Genomic DNA, 16,978 nt, shown 5'->3' on the forward strand with positions numbered 1-16,978 from the left:
AGGCGCGCCATGACGCTGATGACGAAGCCGGGGGTCGCGCCGCAAGGCGCGCGGGACGATGGTTCGCCGCTGCGGGTCGAGCCCGCGGCAATCGAGGAAGCCGCGAAGCTGCTCTACATCCGCGCCTGCAAGATCCTGCCCGACGACATCAAGGCGGGCTTCGCGCGGCTGGACGGCTCCGAGACCGACGCCACCGCCAGGACCATCCTGGCGACCATGATCGAGAACATCGGCGTGGCGGAGCGCATGGACAACCTGCTGTGCCAGGACACCGGCATCCCGATCTTCAACGTGCTGGTGGGCCGCAACGTGCAGGTCGATGGCTGGGAACTGAAGCAGGCCATCGCGCGCGGCACCGCGCGCGCCACGCGCGAACACCCGCTGCGGTCCTCGGTCGTGCATCCCATCACGCGCCGGAACGAACATACCTCCTGCGGCGAACGCGTGCCCGTCATCAACATCGACTTCACCGACGCCGAGCGCGAGTTGCGCCTCGAGATGATCCCGAAGGGCAGCGGTTCCGAGAACGGGTCCTTCCTGCAGATGCTGATCCCGGCCGATGGCGTCGCCGCCGTGAAGCGCTTCGTGGTGGACCGCGTGATCCAGGCCGGCGGCAAGGTCTGCCCGCCGACCATCGTGGGCGTGGGCGTCGGCGGCACCTCGGACCTCTGCATGCACCTGGCCAAGGTCGCGGCGACGCGCCCGCTGGGGTCGCGCTGCGCCGATGCCGAAGGCGCGAGGCTGGAGGCGGAACTGAGCGAGGCGGTGAACAGCCTCGGCATCGGCCCGCAGGGGCTGGGCGGCGATTCCACCGCCTTCGCCGTGCATGTGGAAACCGCCGCGACCCACATCACGATGAACCCCGTCGCGGTGAACATCCAGTGCCACTCCGCGCGCCGCGCCAGCGCCACCTTCACCCCCGCTGGCATCGAGATCGGGTTCTGACGCCATGACACACCACGTGCTGCACATGCCGATCACCGAGGAGCAGATCCGCGCGCTCCGCGCCGGCGACACCGTGACACTCGAGGACGTGCTCTACGGCATCCGCGACGCCACCCAGATCCACATGTTCGACCATGGCCGCCGGACGAAGTTCGACCTGCGCGGCCACGCGGTCATCCACACCGCGCCGAACCTGCGCAAGGTGGACCGGTCCGGCACCAACCATTCGGGCTACGAGGCGGTCTGCGTCGGCACCACCACATCCGACCGCATGGAACGCTTCACCCGCCCGCTGATGGAGCGGGAGGGCGTGCGCATCATCATCGGCAAGGGCGGCCTGCGGGACGGTTCGCTGAAGGCCTTCCAGGACCTCGGCGGCGCCTATCTCGCCGTGGTCGGCGGCGCCGCCGCGCTCGAGACCACCTGGATCGAGGCGGTCGAGGATGTCGACCTCGACGACCTCAACCCGGAGAGCCTCTACAAGTTCCGCATCAAGGGCTTCGGGCCGCTGCTGGTGGCGATGGACAGCCATGGCGGCAGCCTCTACGCCACGGTGAACGAGGAAGCCGCGCGCCGCCGCCAGGCGGTGCTGGAGAAGCTGGGGGCCGCCTGATGCTGGTTCTGCCGATCGTCATCCTGCTGCAGGTCCTGCCGCCGCCGCTCGGCATGATGATGACCGCGCGGATGTTCGGCGCCACCGCCCACACCGACGTCATCCTGTCGATCCCCGCACCCGCTCCCGCCGAGGACTGCAACTGCGGAATCCCCTCAAGCCCGCGAGGCCCGCGATGACCGCCATCAGCCGCCGCCGCACCGACATCCTCGTCCTCGGCGCCGGCGGCGCCGGGCTGCTCGCCGCGCTGCACGCCAAGGACGCGGCGCCCGACCTCGAGGTCACCATCGCGGTCAAGGGTCTGCTCGGGAAATGCGGCTGCACCCGCATGGTCCAGGGCGGCTACAACGTCGCGATCGCGGCAGGCGATTCCGCCGAGCGTCACTTCATGGACACGCTCGACGGTGGCAAGTGGCTGAACGACCAGGACCTCGCCTGGACGCTCGTGGTCGGCGCGCAGGCGCGCATCCGTGAACTCGAGAACCGCTGGGGCTGCTTCTTCGACCGCAACCCGGACGGCACCATCCACCAGAAGGCGTTCGCCGGGCAGACCTTCGACCGCACCGTCCACAAGGGCGACCTCACGGGCATCGAGATCGTCAACCGGCTCGCGGAACAGGTCTGGGCGCGCGGCGTGCAGCGCATGGAGGAACACCGCGCCGTCGCGCTGGTCCGCACCAAGGACGCGGCACGGATCTCGGGCGTGCTGCTGATCGACATGCGGAGCGGCGGACTGGTGTTCGTGCAGGCACGCGCCGTGCTGCTCGGCACCGGCGGCGGGCCGACCATGTACAAATACCACACGCCGTCGGGCGACAAGGCCTGCGACGGCATGGCGATGGCGCTCCGCGCGGGCCTCCCGCTCCGCGACATGGAGATGGTGCAGTTCCACCCGACCGGCGTCCTCGCCGGCCCGGGCACCCGCATGACCGGCACCATCATCGAGGAAGGGCTGCGCGGCGCCGGCGGCTACCTTCTGGGCGGCGACGGCCAGCGCTTCATGCACAAGTACGACAGCCGCGGCGAACGCGCGACGCGCGACATCGTCTCCCGCTCCATGCAGCGCGAGATCCTGGCCGGCAACGTGAACGAGGAAGGCGGCCTCTGGATCGAGATGGGGCATCTCGGCCCCGAGCGCGTCGCCCGCGAATTCAAGGGCATGGTGGAACGCTGCGCCGACAACGGCTTCGACCTGGCCGGCGGGCGCGTCCCCGTGGTGCCGACCGCGCACTACATGATGGGCGGCCTGGTGTTCCGCGCCGATGGATCGACCGACCTGCCCGGCCTCTTCGCGGCCGGGGAGGACACCGGCGGCGTCCACGGTGCGAACCGGCTCGGCGGCAATGGGGTCGCGAATTCCACCGTCTTCGGGGGCATCGCCGGCGACAGCATGGGCGCCTGGGTGCCGCGCCATGGCGCCTTCGAGGACCCGGACGAGGCCGTGCTCGACGAAGCCCTCGCCGCGATCGAGGCGCCCTTCGCGAAGCCCGCGCGCAACCTCTCGCCGATCCGCGACGCGCTGCTCGACCTGATGTGGGACAAGGCGGGCATCCTCCGCGACGCGGCGGGCCTCTCGGACGCCGCGCGCGGCCTGGACGCGCTGGAGGCCGAGGTCGATGGCGCTGGGGTGAACGGCTGCGACCGCGCCTTCAACCTCACCTGGCACGACTGGCTGAACCTGAAGTCGCAGTTGCTGGTCAGCCGCGCCATCGTGGTCGCGTCGCTGGCGCGCGAGGAATCCCGCGGCGCCCATTGGCGCGAGGATTTCCCCGCGACGCGCGACGATTCCGCTGGCCTCGCCGCCACCATCACCACGCTGGACGGCGGGCGCATCGCCCAGGGCTGGCAAGAGGTGCGCTTCACGCGCCTCAGGCCTGGCCAGAGCCTGCTGCCCGCCGCCGCGGAGTGATGCCCCCGGCCGGGAGGGGCGGGATGGCAGCGAATGGTGGGGGAGCAGGGAACGTCTCCTCCCACTCCCCCCTTAACCTTCTCTGGCACCTGGCGCCCCGCCATCCAGGTCGGGCGCCAGGTGCCAAGAAAAGGGAGGGCTTGGGGTCCCGTATCGGCGGAGGTTCTCCTCCCCCGACCTTCCGGCGACCCTTCCCCAGGCCACAGGCCGCTTGACACGCCGGCGCCCGCTTCCCACCCTGCTTATCAAGGGGACATCCGCGATCGCCCCGTGAGGCTCCGGCCGAAGCATCGCGTCCAGAACTCCCATCCAGGAGAGGACGCCCCCATGCCGGCGCCGACCATCGTCACCCCGCAGCAACTCGCGCGCCGCATCGGCCTGCCCGATGCGCCCCTGCTCATCGATGTCCGCACCGCGGAGGACGCGGCGGCCGACCCGCGCTTCCTGCCCTGCGCCATCCGCCGGTCCCACAGCGACGTCAACGGCTGGGCCGCCGGCTTCACCGGACGCGATGCCGTCATCGTTTGCCAGAAGGGGCTGAAGCTCAGCCAGGGCGTTGCCGCCTGGCTCCGCCACGCCGGCGCGAACGCGGAATCACTCGAAGGCGGCTTCGAGGGCTGGCGCGACGCCGGCCTGCCGCTGGTCTCGCCCGCCCATGTGCCGGCGCGCGACGCCGCCGGGCGCACGCTCTGGGTCACGCGCGCGCGGCCCAAGGTAGACCGCATCGCCTGCCCCTGGCTGATCCGCCGCTTCATCGACCCGGGCGCGGTCTTTCTGTTCGTGGCGCCGTCGGAGGTGGCGGCCGTGGCAGATCGCTTCGGCGCCACCCCCTTCGACATCGAGGGCGTCTTCTGGTCCCATCGCGGCGACGGCTGCACCTTCGACACCATGCTCGACGAATTCGGCCTGCACACGGAACCGCTCGACCGGCTCGCGCTGATCGTGCGCGGGGCGGACACCGCGCGGCCGGACCTGGCACCGGAGGCCGCCGGCCTGCTCGCCGCCTCGCTCGGCCTGTCGCGCATGCATCGCGACGACCTGGTGCAGCTCGACGCCGGGCTTGCGCTGTATGATGCCTTCTACCGCTGGGCGCGCGACGCGACGGAGGAGACGCATAACTGGCCGAACCCCGGGAAGCCCGCATGACGCCCCCCGCCTTTCCCAGCTTCGCCGAGGCGCTGCGCGTCTGGCTGCGCATCGGGCTGCTGTCATTCGGCGGGCCGGCCGCGCAGATCGCTGTGATGCACCGGGAGGTGGTGGAGGACCGCCACTGGGTTTCCGACGCGCGGTTTCTGCATGCGCTCAATTTCTGCATGCTGCTGCCGGGACCGGAGGCGCAACAGCTCGCGACCTATCTCGGCTGGTTGATGCATGGCGTGAAGGGCGGGCTCGCGGCCGGGTTGCTGTTCATCGTGCCGGGTGCCGCGGTGATGCTGGCCCTGTCCATCATCTACGCGACCCTCGGCGAGGTGCCGGTCGTCGCCGCGCTGTTCTTCGGCCTGAAATGCGCCGTGCTGGTGCTGGTGGTCGAGGCGTTGCTGCGCGTGGCGAAGCGCGCGCTGAAGGGGGCGACACCGTGGCTTCTCGCGGCCGCCGCCTTCCTGGCGCTGGCCGTCTTCGCGGTGCCCTTTCCCTTCGTGGTGCTGGGCGCGCTTGCGATCGGCTATGCGGCGCCGGGCGCCTTCGCCGGTGGCGGCCACGGCACGGCCAAGGCCGGCCCGCCCGCGCTCCTCGACGCCGCCATCGCCGCCGAACCCGACCGCATCGCGCGCATGGCGCCGGCGGCGCGGCGTGCGGGACTGGTCGGGCTCGCGGTCTGGCTCTGGCCGGTCGTGCTGCTGATGGGCGCGGGCGTCTGGGGGGACATCGCCTGGTTCTTCTCCAAGATGGCGGTGGTCACGTTCGGCGGCGCCTACGCCGTGCTCGCCTATGTCGCGCAGGAAGCGGTCGAGCACTACCGCTGGCTGACCGCGCCCGAGATGCTGGCGGGCCTCGGCCTGGCCGAGACCACGCCGGGGCCGCTGATCCTGGTGCTGCAGTTCGTGGGCTTCCTCGCGGGGTATCGGGACAGCGGCGTCGCGGGCGGCGTAGCCGGGAGCCTGCTCACGCTGCTGGTGACCTTCGCACCCTGCTTCGCCTGGATCTTCCTCGGCGCCCCCTTCGTCGAGCGGATGCACGAGGCGCCTCGGCTCAAGGGTGCGCTGGCCGGCGTCACGGCGGCGGTCGTCGGCGTGATCGCGAACCTGGCGCTGTGGTTCGGGCTGCGTGTGATCTTCGCGGAGGTGCGGCACATCTCGCTCGGCCCGGCGTCGATCGACCTGCCGGCCTTCGCAACGGTGCAGCCGTCGGCGCTCGCGCTGGCATTCCTGGCGGCGGTTCTGCTGTTCAAGCTCAAGTTCGGCTTGGCGAAGACGCTGGCGGTGAGCGCGGGGGCAGGGCTGGCGCTGTCGTTCCTGCCGCTGTGATAAGACCTGGGCCTGCCCCGCCTGAATGGACACCGTTGATAGGCTGAAGGGCCAGGAGGTGACGGTGGTGGAGGGCGTGAAACTGCGTCGGAGTTTTCCCGACGGCTTCGAATGGGAACGATTGCCGCGATCCGTGGCGGTCGCTCGGCCTCGCAGGTCGCGGCCGAACTGGGTCTGCCGGATCGTCTGGTCCGCTCCTGGCTGCGTTGGGCTGAGGGACGTGCGCCCGGGGTGAGCGCCGCGTCGGGCCGAGCCCGGCCGATCAGGCGGGCGAGATCGCGCGGCTGCGCAAGGAGCTCGAGCGCGTCCGGATGGAGCGCGACATCTTAAAGCGAGCTGCGCTCATCTTCGGCCAGGCGACGGACCGGAGGTGAGCTACATGTTCATGCGCGACCACGTCGCCGACTTCCCCATCCAGATCATGTGCGAGACGCCCGGCGTCAGCCGCAGCGGCTACTACGCCTGGGCAAGCCGGGACGGAAGCGCGCGGGCGGCCGCCGACCGGGCGCTGGCCGCCGAGATCCGGGCCGCCCATGCGGCCAGCCGCGGCCGCTACGGCAGCCCACGCGTGCATGCCGAACTGCGCGCCCGCGGCCGCCGGGTTGGCCGCAAGCGGGTCGCCCGCCTGATGCGCCGCATGGGCCTGGCGGCGCGCCACAGGCGCCGCTCCCGCCGCGCGACGGACAGCAGCCGAGCCTTCCCGATCGCGCCCAACCTGCTCGGGCGCAAGTTCACGGTGGAGGCGCCGGACCGGGTCTGGCTTGCCGACCGCGGCGTGCAATTCGCCGCGCATCGCTATCGCGCCCGCTTGCTGGCGCACGGCATGCTCTGCTCGATGACTTGCGAGGGCGACTGCTGGGACAACGCGCCGATGGAGAGCTTCTTCGCGACGCAGAAGGGCGAAACTGTCGAGGAGGCCGACTACCAGACGCGCGCCCAAGCCAGGGTCGACGTGCTCCACCACATCGAGGGTTTCTACAACAAGCGCCGCTTGCACTCCGCGCTCGGCTACATCACACCCGAGCATTAGGCAGCAGCGTTCCATTCAGCGGCAACAGCCGCGTAACCGTGTCCACGAAAGCGGGGCTAGCCCACAGGCCGCCTCCATCTCCCGACGGACAGCCGGCGACGGCATCCGGCGGCTGCGGCGACACCGCGGGAATCGTCATGCAGCAGCAGCGCAACTGTCATCGGCAGGACATGCGCAACGGTTACCTCCCTCCGGTCATCAGCAACGAATTGGATGCGGAATGCCGGCGCGCAGAAACGTGCTTCTCATCGTGGTGGACCAGTGGCGCGCGGATTTCGTGCCGCATCTGGGCTCCGGCTTCCTCCGCACGCCGAACCTTGATCGCCTGTGCCGCGAAGGCGTGACCTTTCGCAACCATGTCACTACCGCCGTACCCTGTGGCCCCGCGCGCGCGAGCCTTCTGACCGGCCTCTACCTGATGAACCATCGCGCGGCCCAGAACACGGTGCCGCTCGATGCGCGTCACACGAACCTCGGCAAGCAGCTGCGCCTGATCGGCTACGACCCCGCGCTGATCGGCTACACCACCACGACGCCCGACCCGCGCACCACCGGCCCACGCGACCCGCGGTTCACAACGCTTGGCGACCTGATGGACGGCTTCCGCAGCGTCGGCGCCTTCGAGCCTAGCATGGACGGGTATTTCGGCTGGCTCGCGCAGCAGGGCTACGAGCTGCCCCGGCGGCGGGAGGACATCTGGCTGCCTGAGGGCGAGGATGCCGTGCCTGGCGTGACCGATCGGCCCTGCCGCATTCCGGCCGCGCTGTCCGACAGCACCTACTTCACCGAACGCGCGCTCACCTACCTCAAGGGGCGCAACGGCAAGCCGTGGTTCCTGCACCTCGGCTACTATCGCCCGCACCCTCCCTTCATCGCGCCCGCGCCCTACCACGCGATGTACGCGCCGGCGGACATGCCGGTGCCGGTGCGCGCGCCCGACTGGGAACAGGAAGCGGCGCAGCATCCGCTGCTGCGCCACTACCTGCGCGACATCCGGCAGGGCTCCTTCTTCCATGGCGCCGGCGGCGCGGCCAGCACGCTCGACGAGGGCGCAATCCGCCAGATGCGCGCGACCTATGCGGGGCTGATCACCGAGATCGACGACTGCCTCGGCCGCGTCTTCGCCTGGCTCGACGAGAACGGGCAGTGGGACGATACGATGATCGTCTTCACCTCCGACCATGGGGAGCAGCTCGGCGACCACTGGCTCCTCGGCAAGGTCGGCTACTTCGACGAGAGCTTCCGCATCCCGCTGGTGGTGAAGGATGCCGGCCGCAACGCCCGCGCCGGTTCGGTGGAGAAAGCCTTCACCGAGAGCGTCGACGTCATGCCGACGATCCTGGAGGGGCTCGGCGGCACGGCCCCCCGCGCCTGCGACGGGCGCTCGCTGCTGCCGCTGCTCGAGCATGCGGCACCGGAGGATTGGCGCGACCTGCTGTTCTACGAATACGACTTCCGCGACGTGCATTACTCGAAGCCCGAAAGCGCGCTCGGCCTGGCGCTGGACGAGAGCGCGCTCTGCGTCGTGCAGGACGCGCAGTACAAATACGTGCACTTCGCCGCGCTGCCGCCGCTGTTCTTCGACCTCGCGCGCGATCCGCACCAGTTCACGAACCTCGCCGAGGATCCCGCGCATGCTGCGCTGGTGAAGGACTACGCGCAGAAGGCGCTGTCGCACCGGATGCGGCATGCGGAACGCACGCTCACGCACTACCGCGCCACGCCGCAGGGGCTCGAGGAACGCCTGCCCCAGGCCGTCCTGCCGCGCGCCGCCGAATGACCCCAGCCCCGAGGAGACCCGCCATGCTCCGTCGTCGTCACCTGCTTGCTGCGCCCACCCTCGCGACGTTCGCGCGTCCCGTGCTGGCCCAGGCCGACCAGCGGCCCGCGATCACCGTCGCGGTGCAGAAGATCGCCAATTCCAACACGCTGGAGACTGCGCGCGAGCAGTCCAATGTCGGCACGCGTACCTTCAATTCCTACGCCGAGATGCTGATCGACACCGACTGGGTCGAGACGCTGGAGTTCCGCCCCGGCCTCGCCACCGAATGGCGGCGCATCGACGACCGCACGGTCGAGCTCGACCTGCGCAACGGCGTGCGCTTCCACGACGGGGCGACGATGACGGCCGAGGACGTCGTCTTCTCCTTCGGCCCCGAGCGGCTCTGGGGCGCGGGCGAGCAGCGCGCCGGCGGCACGCTGTTCTCCGGCACCACCGCCGGCATGGCAGGCAAGGCGCCGCCGCCCGAGGTGCCGGCCGTCGCGCGCCGCACCTATCCGGCCTTCGAGCAGATCGAGATCGTCGCGCCGAACCGGGTGCGCTTCGTCAACAAGACGCCCGACGTGACGCTGGAAGGGCGGATCGCGCGCAACGTCGGCGCGATCTTCTCCCGCCGCGGCTTCGAGGCGGCGCCGTCCTGGCTCGACTGGGCGCGCCGGCCCGTCGGTACCGGTCCCTACCGCGTGGCCGAGTTCCGCGCGGACCGCGAATTGGTGCTCGAGGCCTTCGACGGCTACTGGGGCGGCCGCCCGCCGCTCCGCCGCATCCGCTTCGTCGAGGTGCCGGAGCCGATCTCGCGCGTGAACGGCCTCCTGTCTGGCGAATACGACTTCGCCTGCGACGTCAATCCGGACCAGATCCAGGACATCGAGCGCAATGGCCGCTTCGAGGTGGTGGGCAGCACCATCACCAACCATCGCCTGACGGTGTTCGACAAGAACCACCCGCAGTTGCGCGACGCGCGCGTGCGCCGCGCCTTCACCCATGCGATCGACCGAAAGGCGATCGTGGACGCGCTCTGGGCCGGGCGCACGCGGGTGCCGAAGGGCCTGCAGTGGGAATATTACGGCGAGATGTTCCAGGCCGACTGGGACGTGCCGCGCTTCGACCCCGCCGAGGCGCGCCGCCTGCTGCGCGAGGCCGGCTACCGCGGCGAGCCGATCCCCTACCGCCTGCTCAACAACTACTACACGAACCAGAACGCGACGGCACAGATCCTGGTCGAGATGTGGCGCCAGGTCGGCCTCAACGTGCAGATCGAGATGCGCGAGAACTGGGCGCAGATCTTCTCGCGCGAGACGCAGCGCGGCATCCGCGACTGGTCGAACTCGGCGCCCTTCAATGACCCCGTCTCCTCCATCACGAACCAGCACGGCCCGCGCGGCCAGCAGCAGCAGGTCGGCGAATGGACGAACGAGGAATTCAACCGTCTCTCGACCGAACTCGAGACCAGCACGGACCGCGCCCGGCGCCGCGCCGTCTTCCGCCGCCTGCTCGAGATCGCGGAGCGGGAGGACCCTGCCTACACGGTGCTGCACCAGACCGCGACCTTCACCGCGAAGCGCAAGGACATCCGCTGGCGCGCCGCGCAGTCCTTCCTGATGGATTTCCGCAGCCGGAACTGGGGGGCCTGAGGCCATGGCCACCATCACCCGCCGCGGCGCGCTGGCCGCCGCCGCCGCCGCCACGCTGGCCCGGCCCGCCCTCGCGCAGGCCGACGACCGGCCGGCGCTGACCATCGCGGTGCAGCGCCTGTCCAATTCGAACACCTTCGAGCCGCCGCGCGAGCAATCGAATGTCGGCTTCCGACTGCACAACATCTATTCCGAGCCGCTGATCGAGACCGACTGGCTGGGCGACCTGTCGCTGCGCCCGGGCCTCACCACCGCCTGGCGGCGGATCGATGCGCGCACGGTCGAGTTCACGCTGCGCGAGGGCGTCCGTTTCCACGACGGCCGCGAGATGACGGCCGAGGACGTCGCCTTCTCCTTCGGCCCTCGGTTGTTCGGCACGCAGGGCGCGACCGGCGCCGGGCGGAGCACGGTCCTCGCCGGCACCGCGGGCAAGGAACCGCCGGCGGAGGTCATCGCGGTCGCGCGCCGCACCTATCCGGGCCTCGAGCGGATCGAAGTGCTGGGACGCCACAGCCTGCGCTTCGTCAACCACACGCCCGACATCACGCTGGAAGGCCGCATCGCGCAGAGCGTCGGCGCCGTCTTCTCCCGCGCCGCCTTCGACGCGGCGGAGAGCTGGCTCGCCTGGGGCCGCGCGCCCGTCGGCACCGGCCCCTACCGCATCGCCGAGTACCGCCCCGACACGATGCTTATCCTCGAGGCGCACGATGCCTACTGGGGCGGCCGCCCGCCCGCGCGGCGGCTGCGCTTCGTCGAGGTGCCGGAGGTCTCGGGCCGGATGAACGGCCTGTTCTCCGGCGAATACGACTTCGCCTGCGACATCCCGCCCGACCAGATCACGGTGGTCGAGCGCAATGCGCGCTTCGAGGTGCTGGGCAGCCCGATCAACAACATCCGCAAGCTTGCCTTCGACAAGTCGAACCCGGTGCTGGCCGATGCCCGGATCCGCCGCGCCATGACGCATCTGGTCGACCGCCGCACCATCGTCGACGCGCTCTGGGCCGGGCGGACCGAGATCCCGCGCGGCATGCAACTCGAATCCTATGGCGCGATGTACCTGCGCGACTGGGATAATCCGCGCCATGACCCGGCCGAGGCGCGCCGCCTGCTGCGCGAGGCGAACTACCGGGGCGAGCCGATCACCTATCGGCTGCTCAACAACTACTACACAAACCAGGTGAACAACGCGCAGATCGTCGTGGAATCCTTCCGCTCGGCCGGCCTCAACGTACAGATCGAGATGAAGGAGAATTTCAGCCAGGTGACGGAACGCTCGCCGGGCCGCGGCCTTCGCGACTGGTCGAACACCTCGCTGTTCGGGGACCCGGTTGCCGGCATCCTGCGCGCCTTCGGACCACGCACGGAGGCCACGCGCACCGGCGAATGGATCAGCGCCGAATTCGACCGCGTCAGCACCGCGCTGGAATCCGAGACCGACCTCGAGCGCCGCCGCGGCCATTTCCGCCGCGTGCTGGAATTGCTGGAGCGCGAGGACCCCGCCTACATCGTGCTGCACCAGGCCGCCGCCTTCACCGCCAAGCGGCGCGATATCGCCTGGCGCGCCTCCAAGGGCTGGGCGATGGAATTCCGCGCGGGCAACCTCCGCGTCGGGGCCTGAGGCGTGGCCGAAGCTCCACTCGTTGCGCTGGATGGGCTGACCGTCGCCTTCGACGGCCAGCCCGCGCTGCGCGGCATCGACTTCGCCGTCGCGCCGGGCGAGGCGGTCGGCATGGTGGGCGAATCCGGCTGCGGGAAGTCCGTCACCTGGCTCGCGGCGCTCGGCCTCCTGCCGGCGCGGGCGCGGATCGGCGGGCGCGTCCGGATCGGGGGGCAGGACCTGCTCGGCGCGCCGGCCGCGGTGCTCGAGAAGGTGCGCGGCGGGCGCATCGCCATGATCTTCCAGGACCCCGCCAGCAGCCTCAACCCCGTCCACCGCATCGGCAGCCAGGTCACCGAGGCGCTGGCGCTGCATCGCGGCATGGGCGGCGCGGCCGCGCGGGCCGAGGCGAAGCGCCTGCTCGACCAGGTCGGCATCCCGGACGCCGCGCGGCGGCTCGATGCCTATCCGCACGAGCTCTCGGGCGGGCAGAACCAGCGCGTCATGATCGCAATCGCGCTCGCCGGACGGCCGGAGCTCCTGGTGGCGGACGAGCCGACCACCGCGCTCGACGTCACGATCCAGGCGCAGATCCTCGACCTGCTTGCCTCGCTGCGGCGGGAGACGGGGATGGCGCTGGTGCTGATCAGCCACGACCTTGGCGTCGTGGCCGAAGCCTGCGAGCGCGTGGCCGTGATGTATGCGGGGCGCATCGTAGAGGAGGCGCCGGTGACGCGGCTCTTTGACGCAGCGGCTCATCCCTATACGCAGGGCCTGATAGGCGCGCTGCCGCCAATAGACGGGCCGCGGCGCCCGCTGGCCGCGATCCCGGGTGGCGTACCGGAACCCTGGGCCATGCCGCCGGGCTGCGCCTTCGCGCCGCGCTGCTCGCAGCGGCTTTCCGCCTGCGATATCGCAGCGCCGCCGACGGCGCGCATGGATGCGCTTCATTCCGCTGCCTGCCTGCGTGCCGCGCCGGCTCTTCGCGAGAGCGTGCCGGCATGAGGCCCGACGCGCCGCTGCTCGACGCGAAGGACCTGGTGCGCCGCTACGACATGCGGCGGGGCTTCCTCGGCCGCGCCGTGGAGGTGCGCGCGGTGGACGGCGTGTCGCTGCGCATCGAGCGTGGTCGGACACTTGGCCTGGTTGGCGAATCAGGATGCGGCAAATCCACCACCGGACGCCTCGTACTGGGGATGGAGACACCGGATCAAGGCTCGGTCTCCTTCGAGGGCCAGCCCCTGCCGTCGCCCGGCAGTGCGGCCTGGCGCGCTCAGCGCGCACGCATGCAGATGGTGTACCAGGATCCGCTCGGTGCGCTCGACAGGCGTCTCTCGATCGGGACACAGGTTGCTGAGCCGCTCGAGATCCACCGCATCGGCGACCGTGCCGCGCGGGTTCAGGATCTGCTGCGCGCCGTCGGCCTTCGTCCGGACCAGGCGGAGCGCTACCCGCACGAGCTTTCGGGCGGGCAGCGGCAGCGCGCGGTGCTGGCGCGCGCGCTGGCGACCGAGCCCGCGCTGCTGGTCTGCGACGAGCCGATCAGCGCGCTCGATGTCTCGATCCAGGCGCAGGTGATGAACCTGCTGGTGGACCTGCAGGAGCGCTTCGGCATGGGCATCCTGTTCATCAGCCACGACCTGCGGGCCGTACGGCAGGTGAGCCACCGCGTCGCGGTGATGTATCTCGGTCGTATCGTCGAGGAAGGCGAGCCCGATGCCATCCTGCAGGATCCGGCGCATCCCTATGCGCGCACGCTCGTCTCCGCCATCCCGCATCCTGGCCGGCGCGTCGATCGCATCATCCTGCAGGGCGATCCGCCGAATCCTGCCGACCGCCCTTCCGGCTGCGCCTTCCATCCGCGGTGCCCCGTGGCGACCGCACTCTGCGCGCGCGAGACGCCGGCGCTGAAGCGGCGCGGCGACGGTCGCCTCGTCGCCTGCCACCTTGCGCATCGGGACGAAGCCCTGCCCCGGAAGGCCGCCTGAATGCTCCGCTTCGCAACCGCGCGCCTCGCGCGCGCCGGGTTGACCATCGCCATGGTGGTGACCTTCGCCTTCGTCGTGCTGCGCCTGTCGGGCGACCCTGCGCAGATCATCATGGGCGCGGATGCGCCACCCGAGGCGATCGACGCGTTCCGTACCGCCTGGGGCCTCGATGAACCGGTCTGGGTTCAGTACCTGTCGTATTTCTCGGCGATCCTGCAAGGGGATCTCGGCCGGTCCATGCGCGACGGGCGCGATGCGATCGTGCTGGTGACGGAGCGGATCCCCGCGACGCTGGCGCTCACGCTGCCGGCACTCCTGATCAAGATCGGGCTCGGGATCCCGGCGGGCATCTTCGCGGCGTTGCACCGGAATTCGCTGGCGGACCGGATCGTGATGGTCGTGGCGGTCGCGGGCTTCACCGTGCCGTCCTTCGTGCTCGGGCTGCTGCTGGTGCTTGTGTTCGCGGTGCAGCTCGGCTGGCTGCCCTCGGGGGGGCAGGAGAGCTGGCGGCATGCGATCCTGCCCGTGATCACGCTCGGCCTGGGTGGCGCGGCGGTGCTGGCGCGCTTCACGCGCAGCGCGATGCTGGAGGTCCTCGGCCAGCCCTATATCCGCACGGCCAGCGCCAAAGGCGTCCCCTGGCGTTCCGTGGTGACCGGCCACGCGCTGCCCAATGCGGCCATCCCGACGGTGACGATCATCGGCTTCATGGTGGGCTCCCTGATCGCGGGGGCAGTGGTGGTGGAGAGCGTCTTTTCCTGGCCCGGGGTCGGCCGCCTCCTGGTGGTGGCGGTATCCAACCGCGACCTCGCGGTGGTGCAGTGCATCCTGCTGCTGGTGGCGGTGACGATGGTGTGCGCGAACCTCATCGTGGACCTGCTCTACGGGCTGCTCGATCCGCGGCTGCGCTCCGGCACGCGGAAGGCGGGCTGAGATGCCCGAGGGGCTGGTCACCGTCGCGACCGTCGTACCGCCGCAGCCGAAGCGAGCATCGGTGCCCCTGCTGGTCAGGTTGGGCGGCGCCTGGCTGCTGGCGATGCTGGCGGTCGCCCTGCTGGCCGATGTCATTGCACCCTACGGATACACGGCGCTGGACCTGCGCAACCGGCTCTCGCCGCCGGTGACCCTCGGCGGGAGCTGGCTGCATCCGCTGGGGACGGACGAGCTTGGGCGCGACGTGCTGGCGCGGCTGATCTATTCCATCCGCACGAGCCTGCTGATCGCCTTCGGCGCCACCATCATCGGCGCGGTGGTCGGGACGACGCTTGGCTTCCTGGCGGCGCATTTCCGCGGGCTGGTCGAGCAGGCGGTCCTGGCGCTGGTGGATTTCTCGGCCTCGCTGCCGTTCCTGATCCTTGCGCTGGCCGTGCTCGCCTTCTTCGGCAACTCGCTCGTGCTGCTGGTCTGCCTGCTCGGGCTGCATGCCTGGGAACGCTACGCGCGCATCGCTCGCGGCCTGGCGTTGGCGGCCGGCGCTCAGGGCTACGCCGCGGCGGTGCGAGGCCTCGGCGCGACGCCCTGGCGGATCTATGGCAGGCACGTGTTGCCCAACATCGCCTCGACGCTGATCGTCTCGATGACCTTGGCCTTCCCTGAGGTGATCCTGCTGGAATCGGGGCTGTCCTTCCTCGGGCTCGGCGTGCAGCCGCCCGAGACCTCGCTCGGATCCATGGTTGGCTATGGACGCGAGTATCTCACGCGCGCGCCGTGGATCCTGCTCGCGCCAGCCGTGACCATCGTGTTGACGACGCTGTCGGTCTCGCTGATCGGCGACTGGCTGCGCGACAGGCTCGACCCGACGCTCCGATAGTCCGCCAACCTCAACCAAGGCTGCCCGGCCCTAGGGCGTCGTCGCTGTCCTATAGAGCCGCGATGTCGGCCTCCTGCAGCTTCCGCAGGAACTGCTCGTATGGCGGCGAGCCGGTCACTCACGCCGCGGATCGCCCGAACGGCGCGATGCGTTCAAGCGCCGCATAGTCGGACCTGGACGAATCTGCCACGAGGTGCGGCGCTTAGCACCCGCCACGGCCGCGCCCTTCACCGTAATCTTCTCACCGTCGAAGTCGGGTTGGGCGGCGTTCGCGACGAAGCCCGAGCAAGGGATGTTTGCGGAATCTGGTGCAATGCTCGCGAGCGCACGCACGCTCTCTCAGCCGACGCGCGAACCGTCCAAGCCCGCAGCGCGCCGCGGATAATACGAGCCTCAGGTCCATAGGCTGTTCGTAACGATGCGAAGGTCCAGCGGTTGGCTGAAGCGGCCCCCGAATTGACCGGGCACGGTTTCCAACTCCCGTAAGAGTTAGGAGTATGACCGTGACCTGCCCCCCTAGAAGCGGTCCGCCGGTGATGTAGTCCGGCGGCAGCGATGGGAGGTTGTGGGATGGGAAGGAAGAAGGCGCACACGCCGGAGGAGATTGTCGCGAAGCTGCGGCAGGCGGAGGTTCTGGTTGGCCAGGGCAAGACGGTGGCCGATGCGGTGCGGGCGATCGGTGTGACGGAGCCGACGTACTATCGCTGGCGGACGGAGTTCCCACGCCGTGGACTGCCGGGATCGGGCCGCAGTCGATCTGCGCGGCCAGCGCCTGGCGGTGCGCGTCGCTCAGCAGCGGCGTCGGACCAGGGGCCTTGCGGTCGATCAGCCCGTCCGGCCCGTCAGCGTTGAACCGCATCACCCAGTCCCGCACGATCTGCAGAGTGACATTGCCCAATAGCGCCGCCTCCGAGCGCGTGCCGCCGTCATGGATTACCGCCAACGCCAGCAGGCGACGCGCCTGGGCGGCGTCGTTGCTCCGCCGAGCCAAGCGGCGAAGCTCGGTGGCGTTGAAGTCGGAACGCAGGGCAATGGCGCGCGCCATGGTGAGCCTCCGATGCTCACCAGCTTGAATCACATCGCCGCCGTGAACCGCCCCGGGTTCGCCGGAGGCTGTTTGGTTTGAGTCACGCCGCCAGGAGCAGATTGTCCTGGGCTGCGTAGTAGAGGGCCTCCGCCTCGGCCGGCGGGATGTTCCCGATGGGCT

13 protein-coding genes and 3 pseudogenes are annotated in these 16,978 nt (G+C 70.3%); 15 read left to right on the forward strand and 1 reads right to left on the reverse strand.

Features of this window, described 5'->3' with window-relative positions:
- The first annotated feature begins 9 nt into the window (after nt 1–9).
- The 15 genes and pseudogenes from E8M80_RS23510 to E8M80_RS23580 form a co-directional block, all read left to right on the forward strand.
- A complete protein-coding gene (locus E8M80_RS23510) occupies nt 10–945 on the forward strand; it encodes a fumarate hydratase (RefSeq protein ID WP_240790195.1) in 936 nt (311 codons plus the stop codon).
- Nucleotides 946–949: 4 nt separating this feature from the next.
- Complete coding sequence (locus tag E8M80_RS23515) at nt 950–1,558, forward strand: fumarate hydratase C-terminal domain-containing protein (RefSeq protein WP_137128173.1); 609 nt, start codon at nt 950–952, stop codon at nt 1,556–1,558.
- Nucleotides 1,558–1,737 carry a hypothetical protein gene (locus E8M80_RS23520; RefSeq protein ID WP_137128174.1) on the forward strand — a complete coding sequence of 60 codons (180 nt, stop codon included), beginning with the start codon at nt 1,558–1,560 and terminating at the stop codon, nt 1,735–1,737. The genes E8M80_RS23515 and E8M80_RS23520 overlap by 1 nt, the downstream gene beginning before the upstream one ends.
- Complete coding sequence (locus E8M80_RS23525; protein WP_137128175.1) at nt 1,734–3,467, forward strand: L-aspartate oxidase; 1,734 nt, start codon at nt 1,734–1,736, stop codon at nt 3,465–3,467. Before E8M80_RS23520 ends, E8M80_RS23525 begins: the two co-directional genes overlap by 4 nt.
- 327 nt (nt 3,468–3,794) lie before the next feature.
- A complete protein-coding gene (locus E8M80_RS23530) occupies nt 3,795–4,613 on the forward strand; it encodes a sulfurtransferase/chromate resistance protein (protein ID WP_137128176.1) in 819 nt (272 codons plus the stop codon).
- The gene (chrA, locus tag E8M80_RS23535; RefSeq protein ID WP_137128177.1) at nt 4,610–5,932 is read left to right on the forward strand and encodes a chromate efflux transporter; all 1,323 of its coding nucleotides are present in this window, start codon (nt 4,610–4,612) and stop codon (nt 5,930–5,932) included. The genes E8M80_RS23530 and chrA overlap by 4 nt, the downstream gene beginning before the upstream one ends.
- Before the next feature lie 25 nt (nt 5,933–5,957).
- Nucleotides 5,958–6,962: pseudogene (locus E8M80_RS23540) on the forward strand (IS3 family transposase).
- Nucleotides 6,963–7,182: 220 nt separating this feature from the next.
- Complete coding sequence (gene pehA / locus E8M80_RS23545) at nt 7,183–8,742, forward strand: phosphoric/sulfuric ester hydrolase PehA (protein ID WP_137128178.1); 1,560 nt, start codon at nt 7,183–7,185, stop codon at nt 8,740–8,742.
- A 23-nt stretch (nt 8,743–8,765) separates the two neighbouring features.
- Nucleotides 8,766–10,376 carry an ABC transporter substrate-binding protein gene (locus E8M80_RS23550; protein ID WP_137128179.1) on the forward strand — a complete coding sequence of 537 codons (1,611 nt, stop codon included), beginning with the start codon at nt 8,766–8,768 and terminating at the stop codon, nt 10,374–10,376.
- Nucleotides 10,377–10,380: 4 nt separating this feature from the next.
- On the forward strand, nt 10,381–11,994 hold the full coding sequence (locus E8M80_RS23555) for an ABC transporter substrate-binding protein (RefSeq protein ID WP_137128180.1): 1,614 nt from the start codon (nt 10,381–10,383) through the stop codon (nt 11,992–11,994).
- A 3-nt stretch (nt 11,995–11,997) separates the two neighbouring features.
- Nucleotides 11,998–12,978, forward strand: coding sequence for an ABC transporter ATP-binding protein (locus E8M80_RS23560; RefSeq protein ID WP_137128181.1), 981 nt, complete (start codon nt 11,998–12,000; stop codon nt 12,976–12,978).
- A complete protein-coding gene (locus E8M80_RS23565) occupies nt 12,975–13,961 on the forward strand; it encodes an ABC transporter ATP-binding protein (RefSeq protein ID WP_137128182.1) in 987 nt (328 codons plus the stop codon). The genes E8M80_RS23560 and E8M80_RS23565 overlap by 4 nt, the downstream gene beginning before the upstream one ends.
- Nucleotides 13,962–14,894, forward strand: coding sequence for an ABC transporter permease (locus E8M80_RS23570; protein ID WP_137128183.1), 933 nt, complete (start codon nt 13,962–13,964; stop codon nt 14,892–14,894).
- A 1-nt stretch (nt 14,895) separates the two neighbouring features.
- Nucleotides 14,896–15,771 carry an ABC transporter permease gene (locus E8M80_RS23575; RefSeq protein WP_137128184.1) on the forward strand — a complete coding sequence of 292 codons (876 nt, stop codon included), beginning with the start codon at nt 14,896–14,898 and terminating at the stop codon, nt 15,769–15,771.
- Nucleotides 15,772–16,341: 570 nt separating this feature from the next.
- Nucleotides 16,342–16,491, forward strand: a pseudogene (locus E8M80_RS23580) (transposase); the annotation flags it as partial.
- Nucleotide 16,492: 1 nt separating this feature from the next.
- Here the strand turns inward: E8M80_RS23580 and E8M80_RS23585 are convergent.
- Nucleotides 16,493–16,816, reverse strand: a pseudogene (locus E8M80_RS23585) (transposase); the annotation flags it as partial.
- Nucleotides 16,817–16,978: the final 162 nt, after the last annotated feature.

This window comes from Roseomonas sp. HF4 (genome assembly GCF_005222755.1).
Classification (GTDB): Bacteria; Pseudomonadota; Alphaproteobacteria; order Acetobacterales; family Acetobacteraceae; genus Neoroseomonas.

What these genes read in the sequence shown, in the direction of transcription:
- E8M80_RS23520 (WP_137128174.1), top strand. Translation starts at nt 1,558, where the DNA reads ATGCTGGTTCTGCCGATCGTCATCCTGCTGCAGGTCCTGCCGCCGCCG.
- E8M80_RS23565 (WP_137128182.1), top strand. Translation starts at nt 12,975, where the DNA reads ATGAGGCCCGACGCGCCGCTGCTCGACGCGAAGGACCTGGTGCGCCGC.
- E8M80_RS23510 (WP_240790195.1), top strand. Translation starts at nt 10, where the DNA reads ATGACGCTGATGACGAAGCCGGGGGTCGCGCCGCAAGGCGCGCGGGAC.
- E8M80_RS23525 (WP_137128175.1), top strand. Translation starts at nt 1,734, where the DNA reads ATGACCGCCATCAGCCGCCGCCGCACCGACATCCTCGTCCTCGGCGCC.
- E8M80_RS23550 (WP_137128179.1), top strand. Translation starts at nt 8,766, where the DNA reads ATGCTCCGTCGTCGTCACCTGCTTGCTGCGCCCACCCTCGCGACGTTC.
- pehA (WP_137128178.1), top strand. Translation starts at nt 7,183, where the DNA reads ATGCCGGCGCGCAGAAACGTGCTTCTCATCGTGGTGGACCAGTGGCGC.
- chrA (WP_137128177.1), top strand. Translation starts at nt 4,610, where the DNA reads ATGACGCCCCCCGCCTTTCCCAGCTTCGCCGAGGCGCTGCGCGTCTGG.
- E8M80_RS23530 (WP_137128176.1), top strand. Translation starts at nt 3,795, where the DNA reads ATGCCGGCGCCGACCATCGTCACCCCGCAGCAACTCGCGCGCCGCATC.
- E8M80_RS23515 (WP_137128173.1), top strand. Translation starts at nt 950, where the DNA reads ATGACACACCACGTGCTGCACATGCCGATCACCGAGGAGCAGATCCGC.
- E8M80_RS23575 (WP_137128184.1), top strand. Translation starts at nt 14,896, where the DNA reads ATGCCCGAGGGGCTGGTCACCGTCGCGACCGTCGTACCGCCGCAGCCG.
- E8M80_RS23555 (WP_137128180.1), top strand. Translation starts at nt 10,381, where the DNA reads ATGGCCACCATCACCCGCCGCGGCGCGCTGGCCGCCGCCGCCGCCGCC.
- E8M80_RS23570 (WP_137128183.1), top strand. Translation starts at nt 13,962, where the DNA reads ATGCTCCGCTTCGCAACCGCGCGCCTCGCGCGCGCCGGGTTGACCATC.